22 protein-coding genes are annotated in these 24,647 nt (G+C 60.9%); 9 read left to right on the forward strand and 13 right to left on the reverse strand.

Features of this window, described 5'->3' with window-relative positions:
* Positions 1-87 precede the first annotated feature (87 nt).
* The 6 genes from ACTIEN_RS04245 to ACTIEN_RS04270 form a co-directional block, all read right to left on the reverse strand.
* Entirely contained in the window at positions 88-1,719 is a 1,632-nt protein-coding gene (locus ACTIEN_RS04245) for an AMP-binding protein (RefSeq protein ID WP_439521866.1), read from the reverse strand.
* 75 nt (positions 1,720-1,794) lie between these two features.
* Positions 1,795-2,967 carry an acyl-CoA dehydrogenase family protein gene (locus ACTIEN_RS04250; RefSeq protein ID WP_439521867.1) on the reverse strand — a complete coding sequence of 391 codons (1,173 nt, stop codon included), beginning with the start codon at positions 2,965-2,967 and terminating at the stop codon, positions 1,795-1,797.
* Complete coding sequence (locus tag ACTIEN_RS04255; RefSeq protein ID WP_439521868.1) at positions 2,967-3,779, reverse strand: enoyl-CoA hydratase family protein; 813 nt, start codon at positions 3,777-3,779, stop codon at positions 2,967-2,969. Before ACTIEN_RS04255 ends, ACTIEN_RS04250 begins: the two co-directional genes overlap by 1 nt.
* Positions 3,763-4,209, reverse strand: coding sequence for a MarR family winged helix-turn-helix transcriptional regulator (locus ACTIEN_RS04260; protein ID WP_439521869.1), 447 nt, complete (start codon positions 4,207-4,209; stop codon positions 3,763-3,765). Before ACTIEN_RS04260 ends, ACTIEN_RS04255 begins: the two co-directional genes overlap by 17 nt.
* Positions 4,206-4,946 (reverse strand): SDR family NAD(P)-dependent oxidoreductase, encoded by a 741-nt coding sequence (locus ACTIEN_RS04265; protein ID WP_439521870.1) that lies wholly within the window; start codon positions 4,944-4,946, stop codon positions 4,206-4,208. Before ACTIEN_RS04265 ends, ACTIEN_RS04260 begins: the two co-directional genes overlap by 4 nt.
* Positions 4,943-7,237, reverse strand: a complete 2,295-nt coding sequence (locus ACTIEN_RS04270; protein ID WP_439521871.1) for a bifunctional salicylyl-CoA 5-hydroxylase/oxidoreductase — start codon at positions 7,235-7,237, stop codon at positions 4,943-4,945. The genes ACTIEN_RS04265 and ACTIEN_RS04270 overlap by 4 nt, the downstream gene beginning before the upstream one ends.
* A gap of 197 nt (positions 7,238-7,434) precedes the next feature.
* Here ACTIEN_RS04270 and ACTIEN_RS04275 point away from each other — a divergent pair, with 197 nt between their 5' ends.
* Positions 7,435-9,402, forward strand: coding sequence for a 3-hydroxyacyl-CoA dehydrogenase NAD-binding domain-containing protein (locus tag ACTIEN_RS04275; RefSeq protein ID WP_439521872.1), 1,968 nt, complete (start codon positions 7,435-7,437; stop codon positions 9,400-9,402).
* A 12-nt stretch (positions 9,403-9,414) separates the two neighbouring features.
* Here the strand turns inward: ACTIEN_RS04275 and ACTIEN_RS04280 are convergent, their stop codons facing one another.
* From ACTIEN_RS04280 to ACTIEN_RS04300, 5 genes are all read right to left on the reverse strand, one after another.
* A complete protein-coding gene (locus tag ACTIEN_RS04280; protein WP_439521873.1) occupies positions 9,415-10,848 on the reverse strand; it encodes an META domain-containing protein in 1,434 nt (477 codons plus the stop codon).
* Between the two features lie 191 nt (positions 10,849-11,039).
* Positions 11,040-11,567, reverse strand: coding sequence for an OsmC family protein (locus ACTIEN_RS04285; protein WP_439521874.1), 528 nt, complete (start codon positions 11,565-11,567; stop codon positions 11,040-11,042).
* 11 nt (positions 11,568-11,578) lie between these two features.
* Complete coding sequence (locus tag ACTIEN_RS04290) at positions 11,579-13,513, reverse strand: tripartite tricarboxylate transporter permease (protein ID WP_439521875.1); 1,935 nt, start codon at positions 13,511-13,513, stop codon at positions 11,579-11,581.
* 79 nt (positions 13,514-13,592) lie between these two features.
* On the reverse strand, positions 13,593-14,660 hold the full coding sequence (locus ACTIEN_RS04295) for a tricarboxylate transporter (RefSeq protein ID WP_439521876.1): 1,068 nt from the start codon (positions 14,658-14,660) through the stop codon (positions 13,593-13,595).
* A 32-nt stretch (positions 14,661-14,692) separates the two neighbouring features.
* Complete coding sequence (locus ACTIEN_RS04300; RefSeq protein WP_439521877.1) at positions 14,693-15,562, reverse strand: fumarylacetoacetate hydrolase family protein; 870 nt, start codon at positions 15,560-15,562, stop codon at positions 14,693-14,695.
* Between the two features lie 103 nt (positions 15,563-15,665).
* Here ACTIEN_RS04300 and ACTIEN_RS04305 point away from each other — a divergent pair, with 103 nt between their 5' ends.
* The 3 genes from ACTIEN_RS04305 to ACTIEN_RS04315 are packed head-to-tail and all read left to right on the forward strand — an operon-like array spanning position 15,666 to position 18,075.
* Positions 15,666-16,370, forward strand: a complete 705-nt coding sequence (locus tag ACTIEN_RS04305; RefSeq protein WP_439521878.1) for a GntR family transcriptional regulator — start codon at positions 15,666-15,668, stop codon at positions 16,368-16,370.
* On the forward strand, positions 16,367-17,113 hold the full coding sequence (locus ACTIEN_RS04310; RefSeq protein WP_439521879.1) for a sulfite exporter TauE/SafE family protein: 747 nt from the start codon (positions 16,367-16,369) through the stop codon (positions 17,111-17,113). Before ACTIEN_RS04305 ends, ACTIEN_RS04310 begins: the two co-directional genes overlap by 4 nt.
* A gap of 17 nt (positions 17,114-17,130) precedes the next feature.
* Complete coding sequence (locus tag ACTIEN_RS04315; protein WP_439521880.1) at positions 17,131-18,075, forward strand: fumarylacetoacetate hydrolase family protein; 945 nt, start codon at positions 17,131-17,133, stop codon at positions 18,073-18,075.
* A 174-nt stretch (positions 18,076-18,249) separates the two neighbouring features.
* On the opposite strand, the gene ACTIEN_RS04320 is transcribed toward ACTIEN_RS04315, so the two are convergent.
* The gene (locus ACTIEN_RS04320; RefSeq protein ID WP_439521881.1) at positions 18,250-19,152 is read right to left on the reverse strand and encodes a sugar kinase; all 903 of its coding nucleotides are present in this window, start codon (positions 19,150-19,152) and stop codon (positions 18,250-18,252) included.
* Positions 19,149-19,877, reverse strand: a complete 729-nt coding sequence (locus tag ACTIEN_RS04325; protein WP_439521882.1) for a GntR family transcriptional regulator — start codon at positions 19,875-19,877, stop codon at positions 19,149-19,151. The genes ACTIEN_RS04320 and ACTIEN_RS04325 overlap by 4 nt, the downstream gene beginning before the upstream one ends.
* A gap of 162 nt (positions 19,878-20,039) precedes the next feature.
* Here ACTIEN_RS04325 and uxaC point away from each other — a divergent pair, with 162 nt between their 5' ends.
* The 5 genes from uxaC to ACTIEN_RS04350 are packed head-to-tail and all read left to right on the forward strand — an operon-like array spanning position 20,040 to position 24,629.
* Complete coding sequence (gene uxaC / locus ACTIEN_RS04330) at positions 20,040-21,446, forward strand: glucuronate isomerase (protein WP_439521883.1); 1,407 nt, start codon at positions 20,040-20,042, stop codon at positions 21,444-21,446.
* 25 nt (positions 21,447-21,471) lie between these two features.
* A complete protein-coding gene (locus tag ACTIEN_RS04335; protein ID WP_439521884.1) occupies positions 21,472-22,452 on the forward strand; it encodes a TRAP transporter substrate-binding protein in 981 nt (326 codons plus the stop codon).
* Between the two features lie 59 nt (positions 22,453-22,511).
* Positions 22,512-23,033, forward strand: coding sequence for a TRAP transporter small permease (locus tag ACTIEN_RS04340; protein ID WP_439521885.1), 522 nt, complete (start codon positions 22,512-22,514; stop codon positions 23,031-23,033).
* Between the two features lies 1 nt (position 23,034).
* The gene (locus ACTIEN_RS04345) at positions 23,035-24,315 is read left to right on the forward strand and encodes a TRAP transporter large permease (protein ID WP_439521886.1); all 1,281 of its coding nucleotides are present in this window, start codon (positions 23,035-23,037) and stop codon (positions 24,313-24,315) included.
* 8 nt (positions 24,316-24,323) lie between these two features.
* Positions 24,324-24,629: a cupin domain-containing protein gene (locus ACTIEN_RS04350; RefSeq protein WP_439521887.1), complete on the forward strand. Its 306-nt coding sequence runs from the start codon at positions 24,324-24,326 to the stop codon at positions 24,627-24,629.
* Positions 24,630-24,647 lie beyond the last annotated feature (18 nt).

The raw sequence follows: 24,647 nt of genomic DNA on the forward strand, positions 1-24,647 counted from the left end.
TGCGAAGTCTGTCGTGAATTGACTATACTGTCCCTTTCAGTCCGCACAAACGGCCTTCGGCAAATGGGTCGGGCTGACTGGCATTCCTCATTCCTTCAGGTCTCGCAGCACAAACCGCTGGATCTTGCCGGTTGCGGTCTTTGGCAGTGATGCGTGAAAGTGGATGGATCGTGGGTATTTGTAAGGTGCAATCATCGCCTTTACATGCTCCTGAAGCGCAATGCGCGTTTCATCAGAGGGGGCAGATCCTTCGGCAAGAACAACATGCGCCTCGACGATTTGTCCGCGCTCCTCGTCAGGGGCGCCGACAACGGCACATTCCAGCACGGCGTCATGTGCCAGAAGCGCAGCTTCGACCTCGGGACCGGCGATGTTATAGCCTGCCGAAACGATCATGTCGTCATTGCGTGCGGCGAAATGCAGATAGCCGTCATCATCCATCCAGAAGCTGTCACCGGTGATATTCCAGCCGTCGCGGACATAGCCGCTTTGCCGAGCATCCGCGAGATAACGGCAACCGGTCGGGCCACGCACTGCGAGGCGGCCGATGTCTCCGCGTTTTACGTCCCGCATGTCCGCATCCACAACCCGCGCCTCATAGCCAGTGACCGGTTTGCCGGTACAGGCCGGGCGGTGGTCGTCAAAGCGATTGGATATGAAGATATGCAACATCTCGGTTGCTCCGATCCCGTCCAGCATCGGCTTTCCGGTCTTGGCTTTCCATTGCTCGTAAATCGGCGCGGGCAGCGTTTCTCCCGCCGAAACGGCGGCCCGCAAACTGGACAGATCGGCGCCGTCTTCCATGGCCTGCAACATCACGCGGTAGGCGGTCGGAGCGGTAAAGCAGATTGTCGCGCGGTACTTCTGGATAATCTCGATCAGGTTCGGCGGGGACGCGGTTTCAAGCAAGGCCGCCGCTGCGCCGAAACGCAGAGGAAACACCGCCAACCCTCCCAGCCCGAAGGTAAAGGCAAGGGGCGGTGAGCCGACAAAAACATCGTCGGGCGTGACCCCAAGCACTTCGCGCCCATACCCGTCCGCAATGATCAAGAGATCGCGGTGAAAGTGCATCGTGGCTTTCGGTTCGCCGGTGGTGCCAGAGGTAAAGCCAAGAAGGGCGACGTCGTCGCGACCGGTCTGCACAGCGTCGAATGTCACCGGCTTTTCCAGCGCCAGCCGGTCAAGTTCGGCGTCGTGGTTGGACGTGCCGTCAAAGCCGACAACTCTGGTCAGGTGTGCGCTGTGCTCTGCACAGCTGGTCATTTCGTCCATCAAACGCGTGTCGCAAAGCGCATGGGTGATCCGGGCCTTGTCGACGATCTTGGACAATTCACCAGCCCGCAGCATTGGCATCGTGTTCACGACCACCGCCCCGGCTTTGGTGGCGGCCAACCAGCAGGCGACCATGGCAGGATTGTTTGCGGACCGTATCAGGACGCGGTTGCCCGGCTTGAGCCCCAGATCATCCACAAGAGCGTGCGCCAGCCTGTTGGTCCAGTCCGACATCTCCTTGTAGGTCCGCCGCCGCCCGTTGCCGATCAGCGCGGTCCGGTCGCCAAAACCCTTGGTGACCATCGCATCGGTCAATTCGACCGCAGCGTTCAGACGTTCGGGGTAGGGGAAGCGGTCAAGAAGCAGGTCGGGAAACTGATCCGGGGACGGCAGATTGTCCCGCGTGAAGGTATCGACATGCGCAGTTGGTCCAAGTGCAGTGCCCATTTTATCGTCTCTCCCCCAATCTCAAGGATTCCCCGGTGTCTGCCAGGGCGCGCGACATGGCGTCTTGCGGGCCGGTCATCTGGCACGCTCTTCGGCTGCAAGGTGATCGGCCATGACCTGCCGTGCGATCACCACCCGCTGGACGTCCGACGCCCCTTCATAGATCCTCAGCGCGCGGATTTCGCGATACAGGTGTTCGACCGTTTCACCGGATTTCACGCCGTCGCCGCCATGCAGCTGCACCGCGCGGTCGATGACCTGTTGCGCGTGGTCGGTCGAGAAAAGCTTCGCCATCGCCGCCTCGCGCGTTACACGCGGGGCTCCCATGTCCTTGGTCCACGCGGCGCGGTAGACCAGCAGTGCGGCCGCATCCACGTCCACCGCCATGTCTGCGATGTGGCCCTGAACCATCTGCATGTCAAAAAGCGGTGCCCCCTGCACCTGGCGCGCCATCACGCGGGACAAAGCCTCGTCCAATGCGCGCCGTGCAAAGCCAAGGGCCGCCGCCGCAACGGTCGAACGAAACACATCCAAGACCGACATCGCAATTCTGAACCCCGCGCCCCGATCCCCAATCAGCGCGGCGGCCGGAATGCGGCAATCGGAGAACCGAAGGCGCGCCAGCGGATGCGGCGCAATGGTCTCCAGTCGTTCCACAATCTCGAATCCCGGCAGGCCAGCGGGTATGACAAAAGCTGATAACCCGCGTGCGCCCGGCGCCTCGCCGGTGCGCGCGAAAAGTGTGTAGACATCCGCAATTCCACCATTGGAAATCCACGTTTTTTCGCCGTTCAGAACAAACGTATCTCCATCTTCGACCGCCGTCATCGTTGAATTGGCGACATCCGACCCCGATTGCGGTTCCGTCAGTGCAAATGCCGATATGGCCTTTCCACTTCGCGTCAGAGGCAGCCATTCTGCCTTCTGGGAGGCCGTTCCGAAAAGCGATATCGCCCCTGTCCCCAACCCCTGCATGGCAAAGGCAAAATCGGCCAACCCGTCATGCCGCGCAAGGATGTCCCGCGTCAGGCAAAGGCGTCGAACGTCAAGTGGCGTCTCGTCCTCGGTCGCGCTGTGCTCAAGCCATCCTGCGTCGCCCAGCCCGCGGACAATATTGCGACACGCCGTATCGGTGTCGTCTTGGTCGATCTGCGGCAGCGTCGCGGCGGCCCAGGACTCAAGTCCGGACGCCAGCGCATGATGCTCGGGCGCAAAGAAGGGCCAGTCGAGAAAGCTGCGATCCGGCATCAGTTCCCCTCGAAGTTCGGTTTGTCCTTGGCGACGAATGCCCGGTAGGCGCGTTCGAAATCGGCGGTCTGCATGCAGATGGCCTGCGCCTGTGCCTCGGCTTCGATCGCCTGTTCCAATCCCATGTTCCATTCCTGGTTCAATTGGGTTTTTGTGATCGAATGGGCAAATGTCGGACCGTCCGCCAGCCTTTGCGCCAACGCGCGCGCCGCATCCTCCAATGCGTCCGGGTCATGCAGGGCGTTCCAGAATCCCCAGTTCAACCCTTCTTCGGCCGACATGCTGCGCCCGGTATACAGCAATTCCGCCGCGCGGCCCTGACCGATGATCCGGGGCAGCATGGCGCAGGCACCCATGTCGCATCCCGCCAGACCGACGCGCGTGAACAGAAAGCCGCATTTTGCTGACGGGGTGGCCAGACGCAGGTCCGACGCCATCGCGATGATCGCGCCCGCGCCGACACAGACACCATCGACCGCTGCAATGATCGGTTTGCCGCACCCGATCATCGCCTTGACCAGATCGCCCGTCATCCGTGTGAAGGCCAACAGCTCTTTCATCTGCATGCCGACCAACGGGCCAATGATCTCATGCACGTCCCCGCCGGAACAGAAGTTCCCGCCGTTCGAGCCAAAAATCACCACGTCCACATCGTCGGCATAGACCAGCGCGCGGAACGTGTCGCGCAGTTCGGCGTAGCTTTCGAAGGTCAGCGGGTTTTTCCGTTCGGGCCGGATCAACCGGATCGTGGCGATACGGTCCGTGACCTGCCAGTCGAAATGTTGGGGGCTGAGGTCAGCCAGCTTGGTCATGTGTCCCTCCTTCTGCGCGCCTGACAAGGTCGCGCAACATGTCGAGGTCTTCTTCTCCAAGGTTGGCAAAGATCCGATCCACCTCAATCTCATGGGCGCGTGCGAGTTCCTTGAACTGCGTGCGGCCTGCATCGGTCAGCGTGACCATCACCACGCGACGATCCGTTTCGCTGGCCAGCCGTCGCACCAGCCCTTCGCTTTCAAGCCGGTCAACCACCGTCGTGGCATTCCCGTTCGACACCAGAAGCATCCGGCTGAGTTCGCTCATCTTCATCGGCGTTTCGCTGCGAAACAGCGCCGCCATCACGTCAAACCGGGGCAGGGTGGTATCATAGGACACCCGCAGAAAATCGCGCAGCTGGTTCTCGGTCCCGCGCGTGAGCCGCAACAGGCGAATCCAGGTCCGAAGCCTGCGCCGGGCCAGTGTCATACTTCACCCCCCGCGATGGCAATGGCCTGACCATTGATCCCGGCGGAAGCGGGGCCACAAAGCCAAAGCGCCGCGGCTGTCACTTCGGCAGGTTGAACAAGCCGGTTTTGCGGATTGACGCCGGTCAGCGCGGCGCGCGCCTCACTGGCGGATTTTCCGGTCTTCGCGACGATGGTGTCGACTGATCGCGCGGTCATCTCGGTGTCAAGAAACCCTGGGCAAAGCGCGTTGACCGTAATGTCCTTGCGTGCCACTTCGAGCGCCAGCGACCGCGTCAGACCAACAACACCGTGTTTGGCCGCAGCATAGGGGGCGACGTAGGCATAGCCCTTAAGCCCCGCAGTCGATGCAACGGAAATGAGCCTGCCCCATCCCGGCATCTGGTTCAAACCCTCCTGCAGCGTCAGAAACACCCCGGTCAGGTTGACAGCCAGCATCGCGTTCCACTGCTCCAGCGTCGTGCGGCCAAACGGGGCGCTGTCGGCGGCTCCGGCATTGGCGATCACGATGTCCACAGGGCCTGCGGTCTTGAACAAGGCCCGAACAGACGTCTCGTCTGTGACATCCGCCACAATCGGGACGATCCCCGGCATCTGCGATGACAGCGCGTCTAGCGGGACCGCGTTGCGCCCGGCAATCACAACCTCGGCTCCTTCGGTCGCAAAGGCCCGTGCAAGGTCCGCACCCAGACCAGTGCCTCCTCCGGTGATCAGAATGCGTCGGCCCGTTTGCGTCATGCGCGGATCATCTCCTGTGCGCGCTCGCGCAGGCGATACGCCTGATCACGGCCGGCAAGGTAGGGATCAGGCCAAGTCACGCCGGTATCCCCCAATTCCAGCGCGGCATGCAGCGTCCAATAGGGATCGGCCAGGTGCGGACGCGCAAGGCAGACCAGATCGGCACGCCCGGCGATCAGGATGGAATTGACATGATCGGTCTCGAAGATATTGCCGACCGCCATTGTCGGCATCCCCAATTCGTTGCGGATGCGGTTCGAAAACGGGGTCTGGAACATGCGCCCATAGACGGGCGACGCCTTGGTTGTTGTCTGTCCGGCCGAGACGTCGATGATGTCCGCGCCAGCGCCCCGGAACATGGCTGCTATCTCTACCGCATCTTCGGGTGTGATCCCGTTTTCCCCAACCCAGTCGTTTGCGGAAATGCGCACCGACATCGGCTTGGGCGCGGGCCATACCGCGCGCATGGCCTTCATGATTTCCAGAGGATAGCGCATGCGGTTCTCAAGACTTCCGCCATAGTCATCCTTGCGCAGATTGGACAGCGGCGAGATGAAAGACGACACAAGATAGCCATGTGCCGCGTGCAGTTCGATCATGTCGAACCCGGCCCGCGCTGCCATCTCTGTCGAAGCGACAAACTGATCGCGCACCGCGTCCATGTCGGCGCGGGTCATCTCTCGGGGTGTGTCGGTCTGCTCCGACCACGCAACCGGCGATGGCGCCATCACCTCCCAGTTGTCGCTTGGCAAACGGGTGTCGGCCTCTTCCCAGCCAACCTGTGTCGAGCCCTTGCGCCCGGAATGGCCGATCTGGCAGCAGATCTTGGCACCGGTTTCGCCATGCACGAAGTGTACCAGACGCCGCCACGCCGCTTCATGTTCCGGCGCATATAGCCCTGGGCATCCAGGCGTGATCCGGCCCTCGGGACTGACGCAGGTCATTTCGGTGTAGACAAGCCCCGCGCCACCCTTTGCGCGTTCGGCATAATGCACGAAATGCCAGTCCGTCGGGCAGCCATCGACGGCCTTGTATTGAGCCATCGGTGATACAACGATCCGGTTTTCCAGTTCCATATCGCCGAGCTTGAACGGCGCAAACATCGGGGCGCGCACCGGCGCATCGGCAGGCACACCGGACTGAGTCTGAAACCACCGCTCGGCACTATTGACCCATGCGGGATCGCGAAGGCGCAGGTTTTCATGACTGATCCGCTGCGACCGGGTCAGCAGGTTATAGGCAAACTGCATCGGTGCCTGATCAAGATACCGTTCCACCTCTTCGAACCATTCCAGCGAATTGCGCGCCGCCGATTGCAGGCGCAGAACTTCAAGCCGACGTTCATCCTGATACCGCGCGAAGGCCTTTTCCAGCGTCGGTTCGGACTGCAGGTAGGTGGCAAGCGCGATGGCGCTGTCAAACGCCAGCCGCGACCCCGATCCAATCGAAAAATGTGCCGTGGCCGCCGCGTCGCCCATAAGGACGACATTCCCGTGATACCACGTCTTGCAGATCACCCGTGGGAAATTCATCCAGACCGCCGAGCCGCGCAGATGCGTGGCGTTCGAAATCAGCGCGTGCCCCCCAAGGTGTTTTTCGAACACGCGTCGGCAGGTCTCGACCGTTTCCTCTTTGGACATGTCGGCAAAGCCGAACGCGTCCCAGGTCGATTGCAGACATTCGACGATGAATGTCGCGGTGTTGTCGTCGAACTGGTAGACATGCGCCCACATCCAACCATGTTCGGTCTTTTCAAAGATGAAGGTGAAGGCGTCGTCGAATTTCTGATGTGTGCCAAGCCAGACGAACTTGCACAGACGGGTGTCGATGTCCGGCTGAAAGACATCTTCGTATTCGCGGCGGACGGCGGAATTGATCCCGTCAGACGCGACAACGATGTCATAATCGCGCCGATACTCTTCGGCGGTCTTGAATTCGGTTTCAAACTGAAGATCGACGCCAAGCTCTCGGGCGCGCTCCTGCAAGAGGATCAGCATCTGCTTGCGCCCGATTCCGGCAAAGCCGTGGCCGCCAGAGACGGTGCGCGCACCATTATGTTCAACCGCGATGTCGTCCCAATAGGCAAAATGGCTGCGAATTGCGTCGGTGCTTTTCGGATCGTTCTGCTGCATCCGGTCAAGCGCGTCGTCCGACAGGACAACCCCCCAGCCAAAGGTGTCGTTTGCGCGGTTTCGCTCCAGCACCGTCACTTCGTGGGCGGGGTCGCGCAGTTTCATGCTGATCGCGAAATACAGGCCGGCAGGACCTCCACCCAGGCACATGATATTCATGTCGCGAACCCCTCCGGCTAAAGGTCAATTCGAATCTTCGATAGGAAAAAGCTTAACAGCAGGCCAAATCCATTCAAGTCAAAATTATTTAACCTTAAAATGTTGATACTTGAATTAAGGGGAAACCCGGTTAGTCTCTGATATTGCAAACGGTCGGGCAATAAAGCTGACTGGCCGTGCATCTGACAGAGGGTTGCATGGAACCTGTTACAATTGAAATCCAAGGCGATATCGCCGTCGTCACCATCGACAACCCGCCCGTCAATGCGGCCTCGCTTGCGGTGCGCCGCGGATTGATGAACGCCCTCCATGTCACTGAGGACGCCAAGGTGCAGGCGGTTGTGTTGCGCTGCGCGGGAAGGACGTTTGTCGCGGGCGCGGATGCAAAGGAATTCAACGCCCCTCCCGTCGCGCCTTTCTTGCCGGACGTCTGCGCCGCAATCGAAGCCGCCTCGGTGCCTTGGGTGGCAGCCGTTCATGGAACCGCGTTGGGTGGCGGCTGCGAGATCGCACTGGCCTGCATGGGTCGCATTGCGGACACACAGGCGCGGCTTGGCTTTCCCGAAGTGTCCTTGGGGCTCATACCGGGGGCAGGGGGAACCGTTCGTTTGCCCCGAATAATCCCGACGTTACATGCGCTTGAAATGGTCGTGACGGGCAAACCCGTCGACGCCGCGAAAGCGCTGGACTGGGGCCTGATCGACGCGATTGCTGCGGGCGACCTCGCCGAGACAGCAAAGCTCCACGCCCGTGAATTGGCGGACTTCCCCAACCTGACACCGCTGTCCAGCCGCGATCCGGTGGATCCACCGACCCAGTCGGATTGGAAAGCGGCGGTCACCAGGCTGACGTCGCGTGCAGGTGGTCAAAATGCACCGCACGAGGCCGCTGCTGCGATCCACGATGCCATTCACATGACGGCGCAAGAAGCGTTTGCCGCAGAACGCGCCCGCTTTGTCCGGCTCAAGGAAGACCCTCAATCGCAGGCGCTTCGGCACGTCTTCTTTGCGGAACGCAGTGTTTCGCGGATGGACCGCCTGCGGGACGTTGTCCCGCGCGCAGTGTCGACTGTTGGCGTGGTTGGGGGCGGCACCATGGGGGCCGGCATTGCCGCCGCTTTGGTGCTGTCAGGCCTCAAGGTGATCCTGATCGAACGGGACGAAGACGCCCTCGCTGCGGGGCTTACGCGGGTCACTGACACGCTGGCCGACAGCCTGAAGCGCGGACTTCTGACCAAGGACGCGCATGCCCGTATGGTTCAGTCCCTTGATGGGGCCACCGATTATGCCGCGCTGTCGGGGGCGGATCTGGTCATCGAAGCGGTGTTCGAGGATATGTCGGTCAAAAAAGACGTGTTTGCCCGGCTTGACGCCGCAACCCGGCCGGATGCGGTTCTGGCCACCAACACGTCTTATCTGGATGTCAGTGAAATTGCCGGCAGTGTAGCCGACCCGTCCCGCGTGCTGGGCCTGCATTTCTTTTCTCCTGCGCATATCATGAAACTTGTCGAAGTGGTGCATCCAGAACGTGTCGCGGATGATGTGCTGGCTACAGGTTTTGCGCTGTCCAAGCGACTGGGAAAGATCGCTGTTCCTGCGGGTGTCTGTGACGGGTTCATCGGCAATCGCATCATGTCGGCCTACCGGCGCGAAGCGGACTATATGATCGAAGATGGTGCCCTTCCACACGAGGTCGATTCCGCCATGCGCGAATTCGGATTCCCAATGGGGGTATTCCAGATGCAGGATCTGGCGGGTCTGGACATCGCCTGGGCCATGCGCAAGCGCCGTGCGACGACGCGGCCCACGCAGGAACGCTATGTCGCGATTGCCGACAAACTTTGCGAGGCAGGGCGCTTTGGCAGAAAGACGGGGCAGGGTTGGTATGATTACCGAACCGATCCGAAAGGCACCGTTGATCCCGAGGTGACGCGCCTTGTCAAAGCCGAATCCTCTGCCCGTGGCATCACCCGCACTGCGCTGTCCAAGGAAGAAATTCTGCAACGCATTCTGGGAGCGATGCAGTCCGAAGGTCAGGCAGTGCTTGACGAAGGCATCGCTGCGACACCCGAAGCAATAGATGTCGTCATGATCCTTGGTTACGGATTTCCGCGATGGCGCGGCGGGCCGATGTATATGCGGGCGCATCCGGACAGCGGCATCTGACGCACCCTGACTTTAACGCAGGTAGACGGCGCTGAATTCCGCGACCGGCTGACCTTCGGCGTCCAGCAACACCAGCATGTGTCCGGTCTGCCGGACGGCGCGCGTTGCCTCAAGGACGGCTTGCAGACTGCGTTCGGCCGTATCAAGCGGAGGTGGGCAGGCCATCTTCGTGCTGGCGGCGGCTGTGAAGGTAAGGCCATTATCCTTGCGCTCGTATCCACCGATCAGTTGATTGCAACCAACGGTCGCGCGGAACCGAGCCTCGGGATCGCCGTGAAACACCAGATGAGGTTCGCGGCGATTGTCCATTGGCCCGACAGGTTCGCCCATCAGGCTGTCGATGCGCCAGTAGGTGTTGGTCAGCGACGCCGTTGAGACGTGCTGTGCGCAGGTTTCGCCGGGGATGGTCTTGATGAAACGGTTGACCACCAGATGCCGTTGTTCGGAGCCTTCCATAGCCGCGCGCGTCACCAGCCCGCCTTCGACATGCACAAGAAGTGCCTCCCCCGGAGCAGGCACATCGTCACGATAGGCACGCTCGAGCGTGAGATAGTCGCCTTGGTTGGTGATGGGATAGGATCGACCCGTGATACATTCCTCGAACAGGGCAGTGTCTGCGAAATAGGTCATCCTGCCCAACAGGAACAGGTTGTCCAGGTCGGTCGGGTCCAGCACGCCTTGGCTGATCAGGTCGTAAGGCAGGTCCGAGGTGATCGGATTGCCCTGAATATCCATCTGGCGCAGACGGTCAGGGCCCGTCACCTCCCAGAAAAGCGGCATTTCGGACGCGCCATGAAGAACAATCGCGCCTCTTGCCGGATCGGCATACCAACGTCCGATCTCGTCACGCTGAAGCGGGTCTTCGCTGCGCAGCCACTCCCGGTGCATGTGGTATGTCTGATTGGCCCAGAGATCGAGGTGATGCACGATCCCTTCGCAATCGGCGCAGGGAAGGGTGCCCCGGAATGTCGCTGGAACGCGCAAGCCATGGGCACCTATGGCGGGTGCCGCATCGCCAGACCTATCACGCTGCACCATCTTCAGCACGACCTCCACATCCTCTGGCCCATTGTCTAGAAGAACGCGGGTCATCGTGTCGGTGATGAACAGAAGGTGCCCGTCGCGTCGGATCGTGGCGCGTAATGCGTAGATTGCCTGCGGATCAAGGTGGGCGGCGTCGTAATCAATGACAAACGCGATCGGCGGTTGGCCGGGATCGTCGATCACCGTCCGGGCAAGCGGGATGGCGGGAGCGCCCGCGCGCGCGACGTCCTCGATGACCGCCTCGAACACGGTGCCGGGCGGCAACGCGATCCGTTCGCGGATCAGCGCGGCACCGGTCAGCGTGTCCGCTCCCGCCACGGACATACTGGAAACAAACGCAAAGATCAGGCTGGCAAGCGCCGCCACAGGGCGACCGCGCAGCCTCATGGAAGAAAACACCATTGTCGTTTTTCCTCTTTTCCCAAACGTCCGGGCCGCAGACCTGTCCCGCATCCGCCAAAGCGGCTTTCCGGGGTCTGGTGACCCTGTTGCCATAAAGACTGTAACGTCCGACATGCGGGAGCGGCAAAAAAAAGTGAGGTGAGGACGTGAATCCGGACGATAACGACATCGTTCCGGACCTGCGATCTTTGTTAGTCGACGGACCCGGCATAGTGCGCCGCAGGCGCCTGCACCCATGTCACCTGCATGTCGACCTGTGCTGCGGCCAGCAAGTTCATCACCGGGCAGCGGAATTCGACATTGCGGCACAACTGGCGAAAGCGCGCCTCGGGTTCGTCGGAATAGACGGTGATATCCAGCTTGCCGCTTTCGAAATAGGGTCGGATGCCCGGCACGCCTTTGGGTCCGCGCACGTCGATCTGGCTTTCGCAGGCGAAATCCACTCCGGCATAGGAAAAACCCATGGCATTGGCGACGCCGTTGATGATGACGCCGTCGCAACCAACCAGCGCCACCAGAACCGTCTCAAGAGGGCTCGGCGCGCTGTTGGTGCCGCCCAGCGACGCGGGCTCGTCGGTATAGACCGGTTCGAAATCCCGCACCTGGATCTTTGTGCGCGTTCCGGCTGCGTTGGTCGCCTTCACATGGCGCACGCCGATCTTGCGCGTTTTGGGGTCGATGCTTGGCTCGATAATGTCGGGATCAATCATGTCATTCATTGCGGGGCCTTTCAGTTGAGGGGGATCAAGGCACCAACGGGCGGATCGCCTCGCAGCACATCGAAAAGGAACCAGATCATGCCAAAGACCGCCGCACCATAGAGCGCCGCCGTCCAGAGCCGCATCTGCGCTTGCGCCAGCAGCATCCAGCACAAAAGCACCAGCGTCGGGATCGTTAATCCGATGGCCCAGAGCGCGACCGCATAGGCCAGCAGCACGGCGAGGATCTTCAGCTCACCCGCGTCGCGACCAAGGTCGGGTTGGTATTCCCGAACCCCGCGCAGAACCAGCCAGAGCGTGAGTGGAACACCTGGTGCGATGGCAAGGAGCGGCATCAGCCGAGAGGCCGGATTGAAGGTGAACGTCTCCCACAGCGCGTAAAGGAACAGCGCCGCGGCAAGAGCCGCCAGCATCAGCGCCACGCTGCGGTTGCACTCTTCTGTCGCCTCGGGCGCATCGGGCTCAGTCATGCCCTCGGCGCTCTGCCATTGGCGCAACTTGCGAAATGCTGAAATCAGCAGCGGGATCACGATGATCGACGCAATAATCAGCACGCCGGGTCGTGTAAGCCAGGACCAGCCGTGGATCTGGTTGGTGAGCCAGAAATATTGCTCCATCGGGCTGGACAGCACGAAGCCGACAAGCGCCGGGGCGCGGGGCCAGCCGCCATGCTTCATCAGCCAGCCAAGCGCGCCCAACATGAACAGCATGAAGATGTCGCCGATGGTCGAGGTCGCCTGATAGGCACCGATCACCATGACAAGCACGAGCGGTGCCGCGATGATCGCAAAGGGGATGCGCGTCAGCCGCGCCAGCATTGGCGTTATGGCAAAGCAGAGCGCCGCACCCACGATCGAGGTGAGCGCCACCGACCACACGATGAGGAACATCAGGTCGGGGTTCTGCGTGACCATGCGCGGGCCGGGATAGTAGCCGAACGAGAAGAGCGCACCGAGAAAGATCGCCGCCGCCGGTCCGCCCGGCACGCTGAAGAGCAGCGTCGGCACGAGGTCCGAAATCACGGTTGCATTGTTCGCCCCTTCCGAGGCGGCAATGCCCCGGATCTCGCCCTTGCCGAATTTGGACTTGTCCTTGGTCGACCGGATGGCATGACCATAGGCCACCCATGTCGAGGCTGATGCGCCCACCGCAGGTACAAAGCCCCCGAGCACCCCGATCAGCGAGGCGCGCAGCACCAGCCAGCGGTGGCGCCAGAAATCGCGAAACCCTTCGCCCCACTGGGTGACTTCCATCTTCTGATGGCTGATCCCACCACCCTGCGCGAGCATGGAGATCACTTCGGCCACGCCGAAGAGGCCAAGTGCGACGATGGTCAGTGAGAACCCGTCAAGCAGGTAGACCTGTCCGAAGGTAAAGCGGAAATCGGCCGCCGCCTGTGCTGGCCCGACGACGCCAAGCAACACGCCAAGCGCCGCCGCTGCCAAGCCTTTGGCCAGATCCTTGCCGATCATCGACGAGGCAAAGAACAGTCCCACTAGCGCCAGCATGAAAAGTTCGGGTGTGGAGAGCATGAGCACTATCGGCCCAGCGATGGGGATGGCGAAGAACAGGACCAGCGACCCGACCAGCCCGCCCACCATGGAGGCCAGAAAGCCCACGCCAAGCGCCCGTGCTGCCTGTCCCTGTTTTGCCAGCGCGTGGCCTTCGATCGCCGTCGGTGCCGAGGCCGGGGAACCGGGTGCGCCCAAAAGCACGGAGGTGATCGTATCAGAGGTGTAGACCACCGACACCGCGCCCAGAAGCATCGCGAGGCCGGAATAATCGTCGAGATAGTAGATGAAGGGCAGCAGGATCGACACCGCCGCAACCCCGCCCAGTCCCGGCAACATACCGAAGACCATGCCGACAAGCATGCCGGCAAAAAGCGCGGCCAGTCGCATCGGGTCGAAGAGCGCGTCAAGCGCGATCAGCGCATTGTCGATCATATGGCTGTCCGGGGGTTGGAGACAGGAACAGGAGGCGGACCCGCTAGGGGGGCCGCCTCCGTACCGTTTGGTCTCTGCTTCAGAAGTTCACGCCGTACTTGTCGCTCAGCAAGGTGCGCAGATAGGTCTTGACCTCGTCCGACGGCGACAACGCCGCCTTGATCGCAGCCTCGGTGTCCGGACCCGCGCTGAGCCTTGCGCCGCCGGTGACATCCTGGCTTGCCGTCTGGAACTCGGGATCGGCGTTGATCGCCTCGACCGCCGCAGCAAAGGCATCAAGCGCCTCTTGCGGGGCGTCGGGATGCAGGTAGCCGGTCAGGCCGTAGGCATAGGTCACCGAGGCGATGCCCTGGAATGCGTCCCATTCAATGCCCGAGGGCGGCTGGCCGTTCATCGTCTCGTAGACCTCGTAGACCGAGGGCAGGTCCGGGGCGACCGGATCGCGGGCCTTGAGAACGCCACCTTCCATCGCGCCACCGGTCCAGAGCGGAACGGCATTGCCCTCTTCGACGCTCGGCACAACCTGTGTCAGCCAGACCGGGGTGAACTGATAGTCGATATTGACCTCGCCCTGTTCAAAGGCGAGCCGGACCGGACCGCGCCCGGTAAAGCCGAGCACCGATTTCACGTCGAGCCCCAGCACCTCGAAGGACAAAAGCCCCGGCAGGTCCGAAGCCGCCGCCGCGATGCCGCCATAGATCAGCGGGCTTGAAGAGTCCTTGATGCTTGCCGCATCCGTCACCCCGGTCGAGGGCGCGACATAGGCGACCGCGCCGAACGGATGGCTGTAGGCGACGCGGTAATCCGAAAGCCGGTATTCCACGCCCTCTTGCCCCAACACAAAGGGATTGGCGGTCGACGATGTGGTGAACAGGATCGTGGAGCCATCCGCCTTGGCGTTCTGCTCGAACCAGTTTGCGCCAAGGATGGACCCGCCACCGGGCCGGTCGATCACGTTGATCTCGGGATTACCTGGCAGGTGCTTTTCGAAATAGGGCTCAAGGAACTTGGCAGAGACATAGGTCGCTCCGCCGGTGCCGAAAGGCACGATTACGTCGATGGATTTCCCGGCAAAATAGCCGTCCTGAGCCTGAGCCATTGTGGCCATCGCGGCGAGCGCCGCAGTTGTCGTCAGCAGTTTACGCATGTCTTCCTCCCTAGGTTTTTGTCATGTCGGCCTTAGCCGATCTCGTTCTCCAGAACGCCCAGTCCGGTGATCGAGACCTTCATGTGGTCCCCGGACCTGAGATATTTCGGCGGGCTGAACCCGATCCCCACACCGACCGGCGTGCCAGTGGCGATGATGTCGCCGGGCAGCAACGTCATGGTGCGCGACATCGTTTCGATCAGCGTCGGTATGTCGAAGATCAAGTCCGACACCGTCACCCGCTGGCGTTCTTCGCCGTTGATTTCCGTCACCAGTTCAAGTGCGGTCACATCGCCGACTTCGTCGGACGTGGCGATCCACGGTCCCATCGGGCAGAAGGTGTCGATCCCCTTGCCGATGACCCACTGGTTGTGCTGTTTCTGCAATTCGCGCGAGGTGACATCGTTCACGATGACATAGCCGAACACATGGTCATACGCATCGGCCTTGGACACGCCAAAGCAGCGCTTGCCGATGACGACGCCCAGTTCTCCCTCGTAATCGACCGAGTCCGTCGGGTCGAGCGAGCCGCGCACCACATCGCCCGGACCGCAGACGCTGGTCGTGGCCTTGGTAAACACCACAGGGTGCGATGGCACCTGTTCCTTGGCGCTCGAATCAAAGCCACTGTTGTGGAATTCAGCCGCGTGGGCGTAGTAATTCTTGCCGACGCAGAAGATATCGCGCAGCGGTTCCGGGATCGGCGCAAGCAGGCGCACATCCTTCAGTGGCACGCGATTGTGTTCGGCAGTCTGCCAAGCCGCAAGCGCGGCATCTCCGCCCTCGATCACCGACAGGACAGCGCGTTGCGCCTCGACCCCGGTCACACAGGCCACGGCGTCGGTCCCGTCGACAAACCCGGCCGCCATTTCCCCGTCCATTTCGAAGGTAATCAGCTTCATTATCTCGACACTCTTTATTTTTATCGATAGAACTAGAAAACATATGAAAGTGAGTCTGTCAAATACAGTTGCGACGCCGGGCGAGGTGGGACATCCAGACGTTATGAATACACAGACCCTCCATCCGTCCGAAGGCGAAACCCTTGTGGATGCCGCCTATCGCGGCTTGCGCCATGACATCATCGCGGGAATCCGTGTGCCGGGCGAACGCCTGCGCATCGAAAAGCTCAAGGCGCTGTACGGCATTGGCCCGACACCGTTGCGTGAGGCCTTGCAGAAGCTTGCGCAGGACGGGCTGGTCGTCACCGAGGGCAATCGCGGCTTTACCGTGGCCCCGCTTGATCCGTCGGAATTCGCGGACCTCAACCTTGCCCGGACCGTGATCGAGAAAGAGGCACTACGCCTGTCCATCGCGCAGGGTGACACCGCGTGGGAAGCGCGCGTGGTGGCGGCAAGCTATATCATGGCCAAGGAAGACGCGGCCCTGTCCAGCGCCGCAGGCGCCGTGCCGGATGCGTGGGAACAGGCAAATGCGGGGTTTCACGCTGCGCTCGTCTCGGCCTGCGGATCGGACTGGTTGCTGCGCCTGCGGGTCGGGTTGCACGACCATTGCGAACGCTACCGCCGCGCCTCGGTCTATCAAAAACTTGGATCACGCGACCTTGGCGCTGAGCATGCCGCCATCTCGGAGGCCGCGCTGGCCCGCGATGCCGAGCGGGCCTGCACCCTGACTGAACGCCATTTCGCGCTGACCGCCGCGATCCTCAAGGAAGTCGAGGGCACCGCAGCAGGACAGTCCAGCACATGACTCTCGAAATCCTGATCTTCATTGCAGCCGGTCTTGTCGGTGGCATGGTCAATTCTGCGGCGGGTGGGGCCAAGCTCTTTGTCTTTCCAATGTTGCTGGCCACCGGCCTGCCACCCATCGCGGCCAATGTCACGCAGGGCGTGGCGCTTTGGCCCGCGCAATTGCCTGCGGTCTGGGTCTACCGACGCGAACTGATGGAGGACGCAAAAAGCCTTGTCTGGCAGCTGTTTCCAGCCCTGCTGGGCGCGGTGGCCGGTTCTGTGGTCATGATCAATTCCGGCAATGATGTCTTTGTCCGCGTCGTGCCGTTTCTGTTGTGTGTCGCGGTGGTTGCCATCGTGCTGGGTCCCAAGACGACCGACCTCATGCGCTGGGCCTTCCCAGGAGAGCGCCTGCGCGCCGCGACCACGGTCCTGTTGACGCTGATCGGCTTTTACGGCGGGTTTTTCGGTGCTGGCATGGGCTTCATGCTGCTGGCGGTGCTTTCGGCCTCGACAGGGCAGGGCTTGGGCCGGGTCAACGGAGCCAAGAACCTGTTTGCCGCGGCGATCCAGTCGGCAGCCGTCATCCCGATGATGCTGTCGGGTTTCACCGACTGGCTGGCGGCGGGCTGTGTTCTGGCGGGGGGCTTGGTCGGCGGATATTTCGGCGCGTCGATCACCCGACGCCTGCCCGAGAAACCGTTGCGCATCGGCGTCGCCGTGCTGGGCCTCGTGCTGACATTGTCTTTTCTGTTTTCCTGAAGAGCGGGGATCGCACCATGAAATTCTGCACCTACTTTCACGAGGACAACCGCCGACTTGGCCTTGTCGAAGGCGACCGCATCGTTGACCTGCACAAGGCCGACCCGCGTGCCGACTTCATCGACATGGTGTCGCTGATCCGGGGCGGCGAAGGTGCCCGTGAGGCCGCGCGCGTCGTCGCCGCAAATCCCCCTGCACACGCCTGCCTTGATACCGACATTGTGCGCCTGGCCGCGCCGCTTCTGCCCTCGACCGTGCTCTGCGCGGGCAGCAACTACCACGCGCACAATGCCGAAAAAGCGGGTGCGCCGCTCTCGGGCAAGGAGCCGGAGTTCTTTCTCAAGACCGCCGATTGCGTGATCGGCCCGGAGGATGGGATCGTGCATGACCCCGCACTCACCTCCAAGCTGGATTGCGAAACGGAGCTTGCCATCGTGATCGGTCGTGAAGGCCGCCACATTCCCGAGGCCGACGCGCTGTCCCATGTCTTTGGCTACACGGTGTCCAATGACGTGACCGCGCGCGACCGACAGGTGCGCCGCACGCCCGAAGGTCTCGTCTATTACGAACTTGGACGCGGCAAGGCCTTTGATTCCAGCCTGCCTCTCGGTCCAGTCATCACCACCACGGACGCGGTCCCCGATCCGCAGGCGCTCATGCTGCGCACCCGGATCAACGGAGAGTTGCGTCAAGAGGCCAGCACCGCCGACATGCATTGGAGTTGCGCCGCGCTGATCCATTTCTTTTCGATCAACTTCACCCTGAAGCCCGGCATGGTGATCCTGACCGGCACACCCGCCGGGACTGCATGGTCCGTCGATGCCGAACTTGGTGGCAAGTGGCAGCCCGCACCCGGTCTGGTGGCCGCAACGCGCTACTGCCTGCCCGGTGACAAGGTAGAAAGCGAGATCGAACGGATCGGCACGCTGCGCAATACGGTCATCGCAGAGGGCGCTGGGTAAAAACGCTTTGAGGCATCTTACGGGTCCATCAGTGTTACCGATGCTGTCGCGCGGCGATCGCAACATCCGCGCCCCTTCGGTGCCTCAAAACGCGGCTCGACTCTTCCATGATCGCGGTCGGAATGATCATTGCCGCCAAGGCCACGTCAGACGGCCCTCGCCGGAGGCATACCGCTAGGTGGCGTGCGCGACCAAAGCACCTCGCGAACGGATCACTTTCCCGGCCAATGCTGCCCCGGCCGCAGCCGCTTCCTTTTCCGACGCGCCTTGCAAGAGCGCTGCAAGATAGCCCGCATTGAAACTGTCTCCTGCGGCGGTCGTGTCAACCACGGCGTCTATCTTTTCAGGGCTGAGGGTTGTTATTGCGTTGTCCCTATGAATGAGGATGTCCGCCGGTCCATTCTTGACGAGTACAGTTCGCGCACCGGCCCCAGCATAGCGTGCGGCCGTGGCGAGGCTGTCGGCATCGCGAAACCATTCTGCTTCATCTTCGTGGGACGGCAAACTGATTGAGCTGACCGCTGCGGCCTTCATAATCGCGCTGGTCATATCTTCTTTCGATTCCCAAAGCTTGGGGCGCAAGTTTGGATCGAAGACCACAGTGCCGCCTGCCGTTTTGAAAGCAGCCAGAATAGCAAGGAATCGGGCGCGATCGCCCTTGGGCAAGATTGCGACGGTTATTCCTGAAAAAAAGGCGACATCCGCGCCCTTCAGGGCGTTCTCCAGACGCGTATCGTCCTGTGCAAGCGTGCGCGCTGCGCTTTGGCCACGCCAATAGCTGAAACTTCGTTCGCCATCGTTCAACTGGATCATGTAAAGCCCGACGGTCCGGTCGACGTGGCGTGCAATGTGGTCCGTGCCGATGCCCGCCTCCTCCAGAAAGCCAAGCATCTGATCCGAGACGCTGTCGGTTCCCACGACGGTGAAATAGTCAACCTGATGATCGGTGCCGAGAAGGCGGCGCAGATACCAAGCGGTGTTCATGGTATCGCCCGCGAATCCCATTTTGTAGGTGTCGGCGACGCCCATGGGGGCCATTTCGACCATACATTCACCAATTGCGAGGATGCGTGTCATTCGGCGTCGTCTGTGAACCAGCTGTGGTTCTCTGCCTTGATCGTGGCGATGAGATCGTCGATCCGCGACAAGTGCTGCACAAAGGCCGCCGCCGCGTCATCAGGTTTGCGATTGGTGATCGCGTCAAGGATGACCAAGTGTTCGTCAAGCGCGAGGCGCTGGGAGGTCGCGTCGAGCGAAAGCATGCGAATGCGGTCCATATGCGCCTTGCTGTCAAGGATCAGGTCCCAGACGAAACCGACACCGGACTGAACGCAGATTTCGCGGTGGAACGCATCGTCAAGGGCATGAAAGCGGCGCCTGTCGTTGTCCGCTACGGCGGCCCGTTGTTGCGCGATCAGGTCGTTCAGCGCGTCTATTCCTTCGGCGGTGATGACCTCGCACGCGGTACGGCAGGTGTGGACCTCTAGGGCAATGCGGATGAATTTGGCGCGCAGCACGTCGCGTTCCGAGATCAGGCTGACCATCGTGCTGCTTTGCGGGCGGATGATGAGGAAGCCGAGCTTTGCCAGACGCTTGAACGCCTCGCGCACGGGTTGCCGCGACACACCCATTTTCTTGGCGACGTCGGCTTCGGAAATCTTCGTCTGCGGGGGGAGTTCGAGCGACAATATGCGCTGCTGCAAGGCGTTGAACACCTGATCCGAGACTGTCGGTTGGGGTGAATGCTGGATGATCGGCAATGTCACAGCTTCTGAGTCCGATAAAATAATCTGCTCCACCACTGCCTTCTCCCTTGGCGACTATGTCCCTGACATCAATTTTGCCGCATCATGTCGGAAAAGGCAACTGGGATATTAGTTGACATGCGGAATCTGGCTAACTAGGATATCAGATGGATTGGCCGCATTTGGAGGTGCGCCAATCCTTAAAGTGAGGGGGGCACCATGACATTAATGGATGACGACCGTCTATTTCCGACGGATGCGACGGTCAGGGCGCTAGCGCGTGATCTATACGAGTCCGTCAAGGATTTGCCGATCATCAGCCCACATGGTCATACCGATCCGAAGTGGTTCGCAACAAACGAGGCGTTTCCAGATCCCGCGCAGCTGTTCGTGACGCCCGATCATTATGTATTCCGCATGCTGCATTCGCAGGGAATAGCGCTCGAGGATCTTGGCGTCCCGCGGGTTGACGGTGGGCCGGTCGAGCAGGACAGCAGGAAGATCTGGCATCTGTTCGCCAGCAATTATCACCTGTTCCGTGGAACACCTTCACGCCTCTGGGTTGATCATGCCTTGCAAGAGGTCTTCGGTGTGACGGACCGTCTGTCAGCGTCTTCGGCCGACGCCATTTATGACCATATTGATGCGAGTTTGAAGACAGAGGCTTTTCGTCCGCGTGCCTTGTTCGAGCGGTTCAATATCGAGGCGATCTCGACCACCGAAAGCGCGATTGACGATCTCAAGTGGCACAAGATGATCCGTGACAGCGGTTGGGGCGGCAAGGTCGTCACGGCCTATCGGCCTGACGCTGTGGTCGATCCGGAATTTGACGGATTTGCCGCGAACATCGAAAAGCTTGGCGAACTGGCGGGTGAGGATACATCGACATGGACCGGCTACCTGGCCGCGCATCGCAACAGGCGGGCATTCTTCAAGAGTTTGGGTGCAACATCGTCCGACCACGGTCACGCGACCGCACGCACAGAGGACTTGCCGCAGGATGTGGCGGCCAAGCTATTTGACAAGGCCCTGCAAGGGAATTGCACCGCAGACGAGGCGGACGCCTTCCGCGGCCAAATGTTGACGGAAATGGCACGGATGAGCCTTGATGACGGCCTGGTCTTACAAATCCACCCCGGGTCTTCCCGAAACCATTCCGCAGATATCCTGGCGCGGTTCGGACGCGATAAGGGATACGATATTCCGACACGAACGGACTACGTCTCTGCGCTGCGCCCGTTGCTGAACGCAGTCGGCGGACGTGCCGATCTGACGGTCATCCTGTTTACGCTGGACGAGACCTCCTATGCGCGTGAGCTTGCGCCGTTGGCTGGGGTCTATCCGGCCTTGCGTCTTGGCCCGCCGTGGTGGTTCCACGACAGCTACGAAGGCATGATGCGGTTCCGCGAAATGGCCACAGAGTCCGCCGGTTTCTACAACACGGTCGGCTTTAATGACGACACGCGCGCGTTTTGTTCCATTCCCGCCCGCCACGATGTGGCGCGCCGGGTTGATTGTTCGTTCCTTGCCACACTGGTCGAAACCGGCCGGCTGGACCGGGACGAAGCACCAGAGGTCGCCCACGACCTCACTTACCGGCTTGCCAAGCAAGCATACAAGCTCTGACGAGCATTTTCTGGGAGGAAAATTAATGACTTACACACAAACTCTTGGCGCAGCACTGTTGGCCAGCGTTGCGCTGACGACCAGTGCCTTTGCTTGTGAGACCACGTTCCGGTCATCCGACACCCACCCCGATGGCTACCCGACAGTTGCGGCCGTAGAGGCGATGGGCGCACTGATCGAAGAACGCTCTGGTGGGCGTCTTTGCATCGAGGTCTTCCACTCTGCCCAGTTGGGCGAGGAAAAGGACACCATCGAGCAGACCCAGTTTGGTGTGATTGACATGAACCGCGTCTCGCTTGGGCCGTTCAACAACATCATCGAAGAGACGCAAGTGCCGTCTTTGCCGTATATCTTCCGCTCGACCGACCATATGCACAAAGTGATGGACGGCCCCGTGGGACAGCAAATCCTTGACGCGTTCAGCGACCACGATCTGGTCGGTCTGGCGTTCTACGACGGTGGTTCGCGCAGCTTCTACAACTCAGAGCGCCCCATCAACTCGATCGAGGATCTGGCGGGCATGAAGTTCCGCGTGATGCAGTCGGATATGTTCGTGGACATGGTGGCGGCTCTGGGCGCCAACGCGACGCCGATGCCCTACGGTGAGGTATACTCCTCGATCCAGACCGGTGTGATCGACGGTGCCGAAAACAACTGGCCGTCCTACGACAGCTCGGGCCACTTCGAAGTCGCGCGATACTACACGCTTGACCAGCACCTGATCGTGCCGGAAGTTCTGGTGATGGCAAAGTCCACGTTCGATGGGCTTTCTGCCGAGGATCAGGAACTGGTACGTCAGGCCGCCCGCGATTCCGTCCCCGTGATGCGTGAGCTTTGGGCCGACCGCGAGGCAGAGTCCGAGGAGCGTGTTCGTGCCGCCGGTGTCGACGTAGTCACCGACATCGACAAAACACCGTTCATCGAAGCGATGGTGCCAGTCTACGAAAAATATGTGACCTCGCCGGTGTTGCAGCAAATGGTCCTCGACATTCAGGCGACTGAATAAGATCGCCTTCGGCCCGCCGTGTCGTGCGGCGGGCCGCACCCAACCTCTGAGGTATCGGCATGCAGCAGACGATGGAAGCCGTCGCGCTTTGGACAGGGCGCTTGGCGCGCCTTGCCCTATGGGCGGCAGGGATCGGGCTGGTCTTGATGACCGCCCTGATCGCGGCGCAGGTCTTTTGGCGGTACGTCCTCAACGACAGCATCGTCTGGACGGAACCCGCATCGGTGATGATTATGGGCTGGTTCATCTTTCTTGGTGCCGCGGTGGGTATCCGCGAAGGGTATCACCTGTCCTTCGATGTGGTGCTTTATGTGTTGCCGCACAGCGTGAAGATGGTGCTTTTTTCGGTCTCTGACATTGCGGTCGCCGGATTTGGCGGCGGGATGATCTGGTTCGGCTGGCAGTTGGCGGCCAAAACGGCAGGCAACATGTTGCCCAGCCTTGGCATATCGGGGGCCTATGACTTTGCCCCGATCGTGGCGGGTGGTGTGCTGATTGTCTTGTTCTCGGCAGAACGTGTGTTCCGCCGTGCCGCAGGCCTGCCGACCGCGCGCTTCGGCGACGATCCAGAGGCCGCATAACATGGAGCTCTACGTCCTTTTCGGCACTTTCGTGGTCCTCCTGCTTATTGGCACGCCGGTGGCTTTTTGTCTTGGAATCTCCAGCTTTGCGACGATTGCCTATCTTGGATTGCCTCCGGTGGTTGTGTTCCAGCGTCTGAACTCAGGAGTGTCGGTGTTCGCCCTTATGGCGATCCCATTCTTTATCTTTGCGGGCGACCTGATGGTGCGAGGTGACATTGCCCGAAGGCTGGTGGCGCTGGCTGGGGCTTTTGTCGGCCATTTGCGTGGCGGGTTGGGGCAAGTCAATGTGCTGTCCTCGGTCATGTTCGGCGGTGTGTCCGGCTCTGCGGCGGCGGATGCCTCTGCCGTGGGTGGCCTCATGGTTCCGCAGATGAAGGAGCGCGGATACGACGTTGATTATGCGGTCAATATCACCGTCGTCAGTTCGATTATCGCGCTGCTGCTGCCGCCCTCACACAACATGATTATCTATTCAATTGCCGCCGGTGGGCGCATCTCGATCGCCGATCTGTTCACCGCCGGTATTATTCCCGGATTCCTTCTGGCGCTATTGCTGATGATCGCCGCCTGGGCCGTTGCGGCGCGCAAGGGCTATCCAGTGCAGACATTTCAAGGTGTGCGCATGATAGGCACCTTGTTCGTGTCCGCAGCCCCCGGACTGATATTGGTGGCGATCATTTTCGGTGGGGTCCGGTCGGGCATTTTCACGGCGTCAGAATCCTCGAACATTGCGGTGGTCTACGCGCTGCTGGTCACGTTCTTTGTTTACCGCAGTCTCAGCTGGCACGATTTCGTCGAAGCGACCTTTGCTGCCGTGCGCACCACGGCGATGGTCTTGATGGTTATCGGATGTGCGGCGTCGTTTGGGTGGCTCTTGGCCTATACGCGGGTTCCGGCCTCTATGGTGGCAATGTTGCAGGGGGTATCGGACAATCCGATCGTGATCCTGTTGCTTCTCAACCTTGTGTTGTTGCTCCTGGGCACGTTCATGGACATGTCGCCGCTGATCGTCATCACGACGCCCATCTTCTTGCCCGTTGCCACCGCGTTCGGTGTCGATCCGGTCCATTTCGGGGTAATCTTGATCCTCAACCTTGGAATCGGATTGTGCACCCCCCCGGTGGGGGCAGTCTTGTTCGTTGGCTGTGCGGTGGGGCGTATCCCGATCTGGGATGCCGTCCGCACAATCTGGCCGTTCTATGGCGCAGCGTTCGCGACGCTGATGCTTGTCACCTATATTCCGGCGCTGTCTCTTTGGCTGCCATCCCTGTTCAGATAAGGCAAAACATGACCTATCCCGTTGTCCCCGCCGACCCAGGTGTCACCCGTCAAGTGCTGGCTGAAAACGCTGATCTGATGGTTGTCGCGTTCCGTTTCGAGGCGGCAGCGGAAGGCACGTTGCACCACCATCCCCATGTTCAGTCCACCTATGTCGAGGCGGGGCGTTTCACCTTTACGGTGGGCGATGTGACGCACGATCTGGGAAAGGGTGACAGCGTGGTGATCCCGTCGGGTGTGCGCCACGGATGCCTGTGCACCGAAGCTGGGACCCTCATTGATACCTTCGCCCCGCGTCGCGACGATTTCCTCTAGACAGAAAGACACAAAGAC

The sequence above is a fragment of the Marivita sp. genome (assembly GCF_051859345.1).
In the GTDB taxonomy this organism is placed as follows: Bacteria; Pseudomonadota; Alphaproteobacteria; order Rhodobacterales; family Rhodobacteraceae; genus Marivita.

Bases quoted from the DNA above. Each gene is read 5' to 3' on its own strand.
- ACTIEN_RS04305 (WP_439521878.1), top strand. From the start codon at position 15,666: ATGAATACACAGACCCTCCATCCGTCCGAAGGCGAAACCCTTGTGGAT.
- uxaC (WP_439521883.1), top strand. From the start codon at position 20,040: ATGACATTAATGGATGACGACCGTCTATTTCCGACGGATGCGACGGTC.
- ACTIEN_RS04285 (WP_439521874.1), bottom strand. From the start codon at position 11,567: ATGAATGACATGATTGATCCCGACATTATCGAGCCAAGCATCGACCCC.
- ACTIEN_RS04270 (WP_439521871.1), bottom strand. From the start codon at position 7,237: ATGAATATCATGTGCCTGGGTGGAGGTCCTGCCGGCCTGTATTTCGCG.
- ACTIEN_RS04335 (WP_439521884.1), top strand. From the start codon at position 21,472: ATGACTTACACACAAACTCTTGGCGCAGCACTGTTGGCCAGCGTTGCG.
- ACTIEN_RS04245 (WP_439521866.1), bottom strand. From the start codon at position 1,719: ATGGGCACTGCACTTGGACCAACTGCGCATGTCGATACCTTCACGCGG.
- ACTIEN_RS04250 (WP_439521867.1), bottom strand. From the start codon at position 2,967: ATGCCGGATCGCAGCTTTCTCGACTGGCCCTTCTTTGCGCCCGAGCAT.
- ACTIEN_RS04340 (WP_439521885.1), top strand. From the start codon at position 22,512: ATGCAGCAGACGATGGAAGCCGTCGCGCTTTGGACAGGGCGCTTGGCG.
- ACTIEN_RS04320 (WP_439521881.1), bottom strand. From the start codon at position 19,152: ATGACACGCATCCTCGCAATTGGTGAATGTATGGTCGAAATGGCCCCC.
- ACTIEN_RS04315 (WP_439521880.1), top strand. From the start codon at position 17,131: ATGAAATTCTGCACCTACTTTCACGAGGACAACCGCCGACTTGGCCTT.
- ACTIEN_RS04265 (WP_439521870.1), bottom strand. From the start codon at position 4,946: ATGACGCAAACGGGCCGACGCATTCTGATCACCGGAGGAGGCACTGGT.
- ACTIEN_RS04345 (WP_439521886.1), top strand. From the start codon at position 23,035: ATGGAGCTCTACGTCCTTTTCGGCACTTTCGTGGTCCTCCTGCTTATT.
- ACTIEN_RS04275 (WP_439521872.1), top strand. From the start codon at position 7,435: ATGGAACCTGTTACAATTGAAATCCAAGGCGATATCGCCGTCGTCACC.
- ACTIEN_RS04350 (WP_439521887.1), top strand. From the start codon at position 24,324: ATGACCTATCCCGTTGTCCCCGCCGACCCAGGTGTCACCCGTCAAGTG.
- ACTIEN_RS04290 (WP_439521875.1), bottom strand. From the start codon at position 13,513: ATGATCGACAATGCGCTGATCGCGCTTGACGCGCTCTTCGACCCGATG.
- ACTIEN_RS04260 (WP_439521869.1), bottom strand. From the start codon at position 4,209: ATGACACTGGCCCGGCGCAGGCTTCGGACCTGGATTCGCCTGTTGCGG.
- ACTIEN_RS04300 (WP_439521877.1), bottom strand. From the start codon at position 15,562: ATGAAGCTGATTACCTTCGAAATGGACGGGGAAATGGCGGCCGGGTTT.
- ACTIEN_RS04295 (WP_439521876.1), bottom strand. From the start codon at position 14,660: ATGCGTAAACTGCTGACGACAACTGCGGCGCTCGCCGCGATGGCCACA.
- ACTIEN_RS04280 (WP_439521873.1), bottom strand. From the start codon at position 10,848: ATGGTGTTTTCTTCCATGAGGCTGCGCGGTCGCCCTGTGGCGGCGCTT.
- ACTIEN_RS04255 (WP_439521868.1), bottom strand. From the start codon at position 3,779: ATGACCAAGCTGGCTGACCTCAGCCCCCAACATTTCGACTGGCAGGTC.
- ACTIEN_RS04310 (WP_439521879.1), top strand. From the start codon at position 16,367: ATGACTCTCGAAATCCTGATCTTCATTGCAGCCGGTCTTGTCGGTGGC.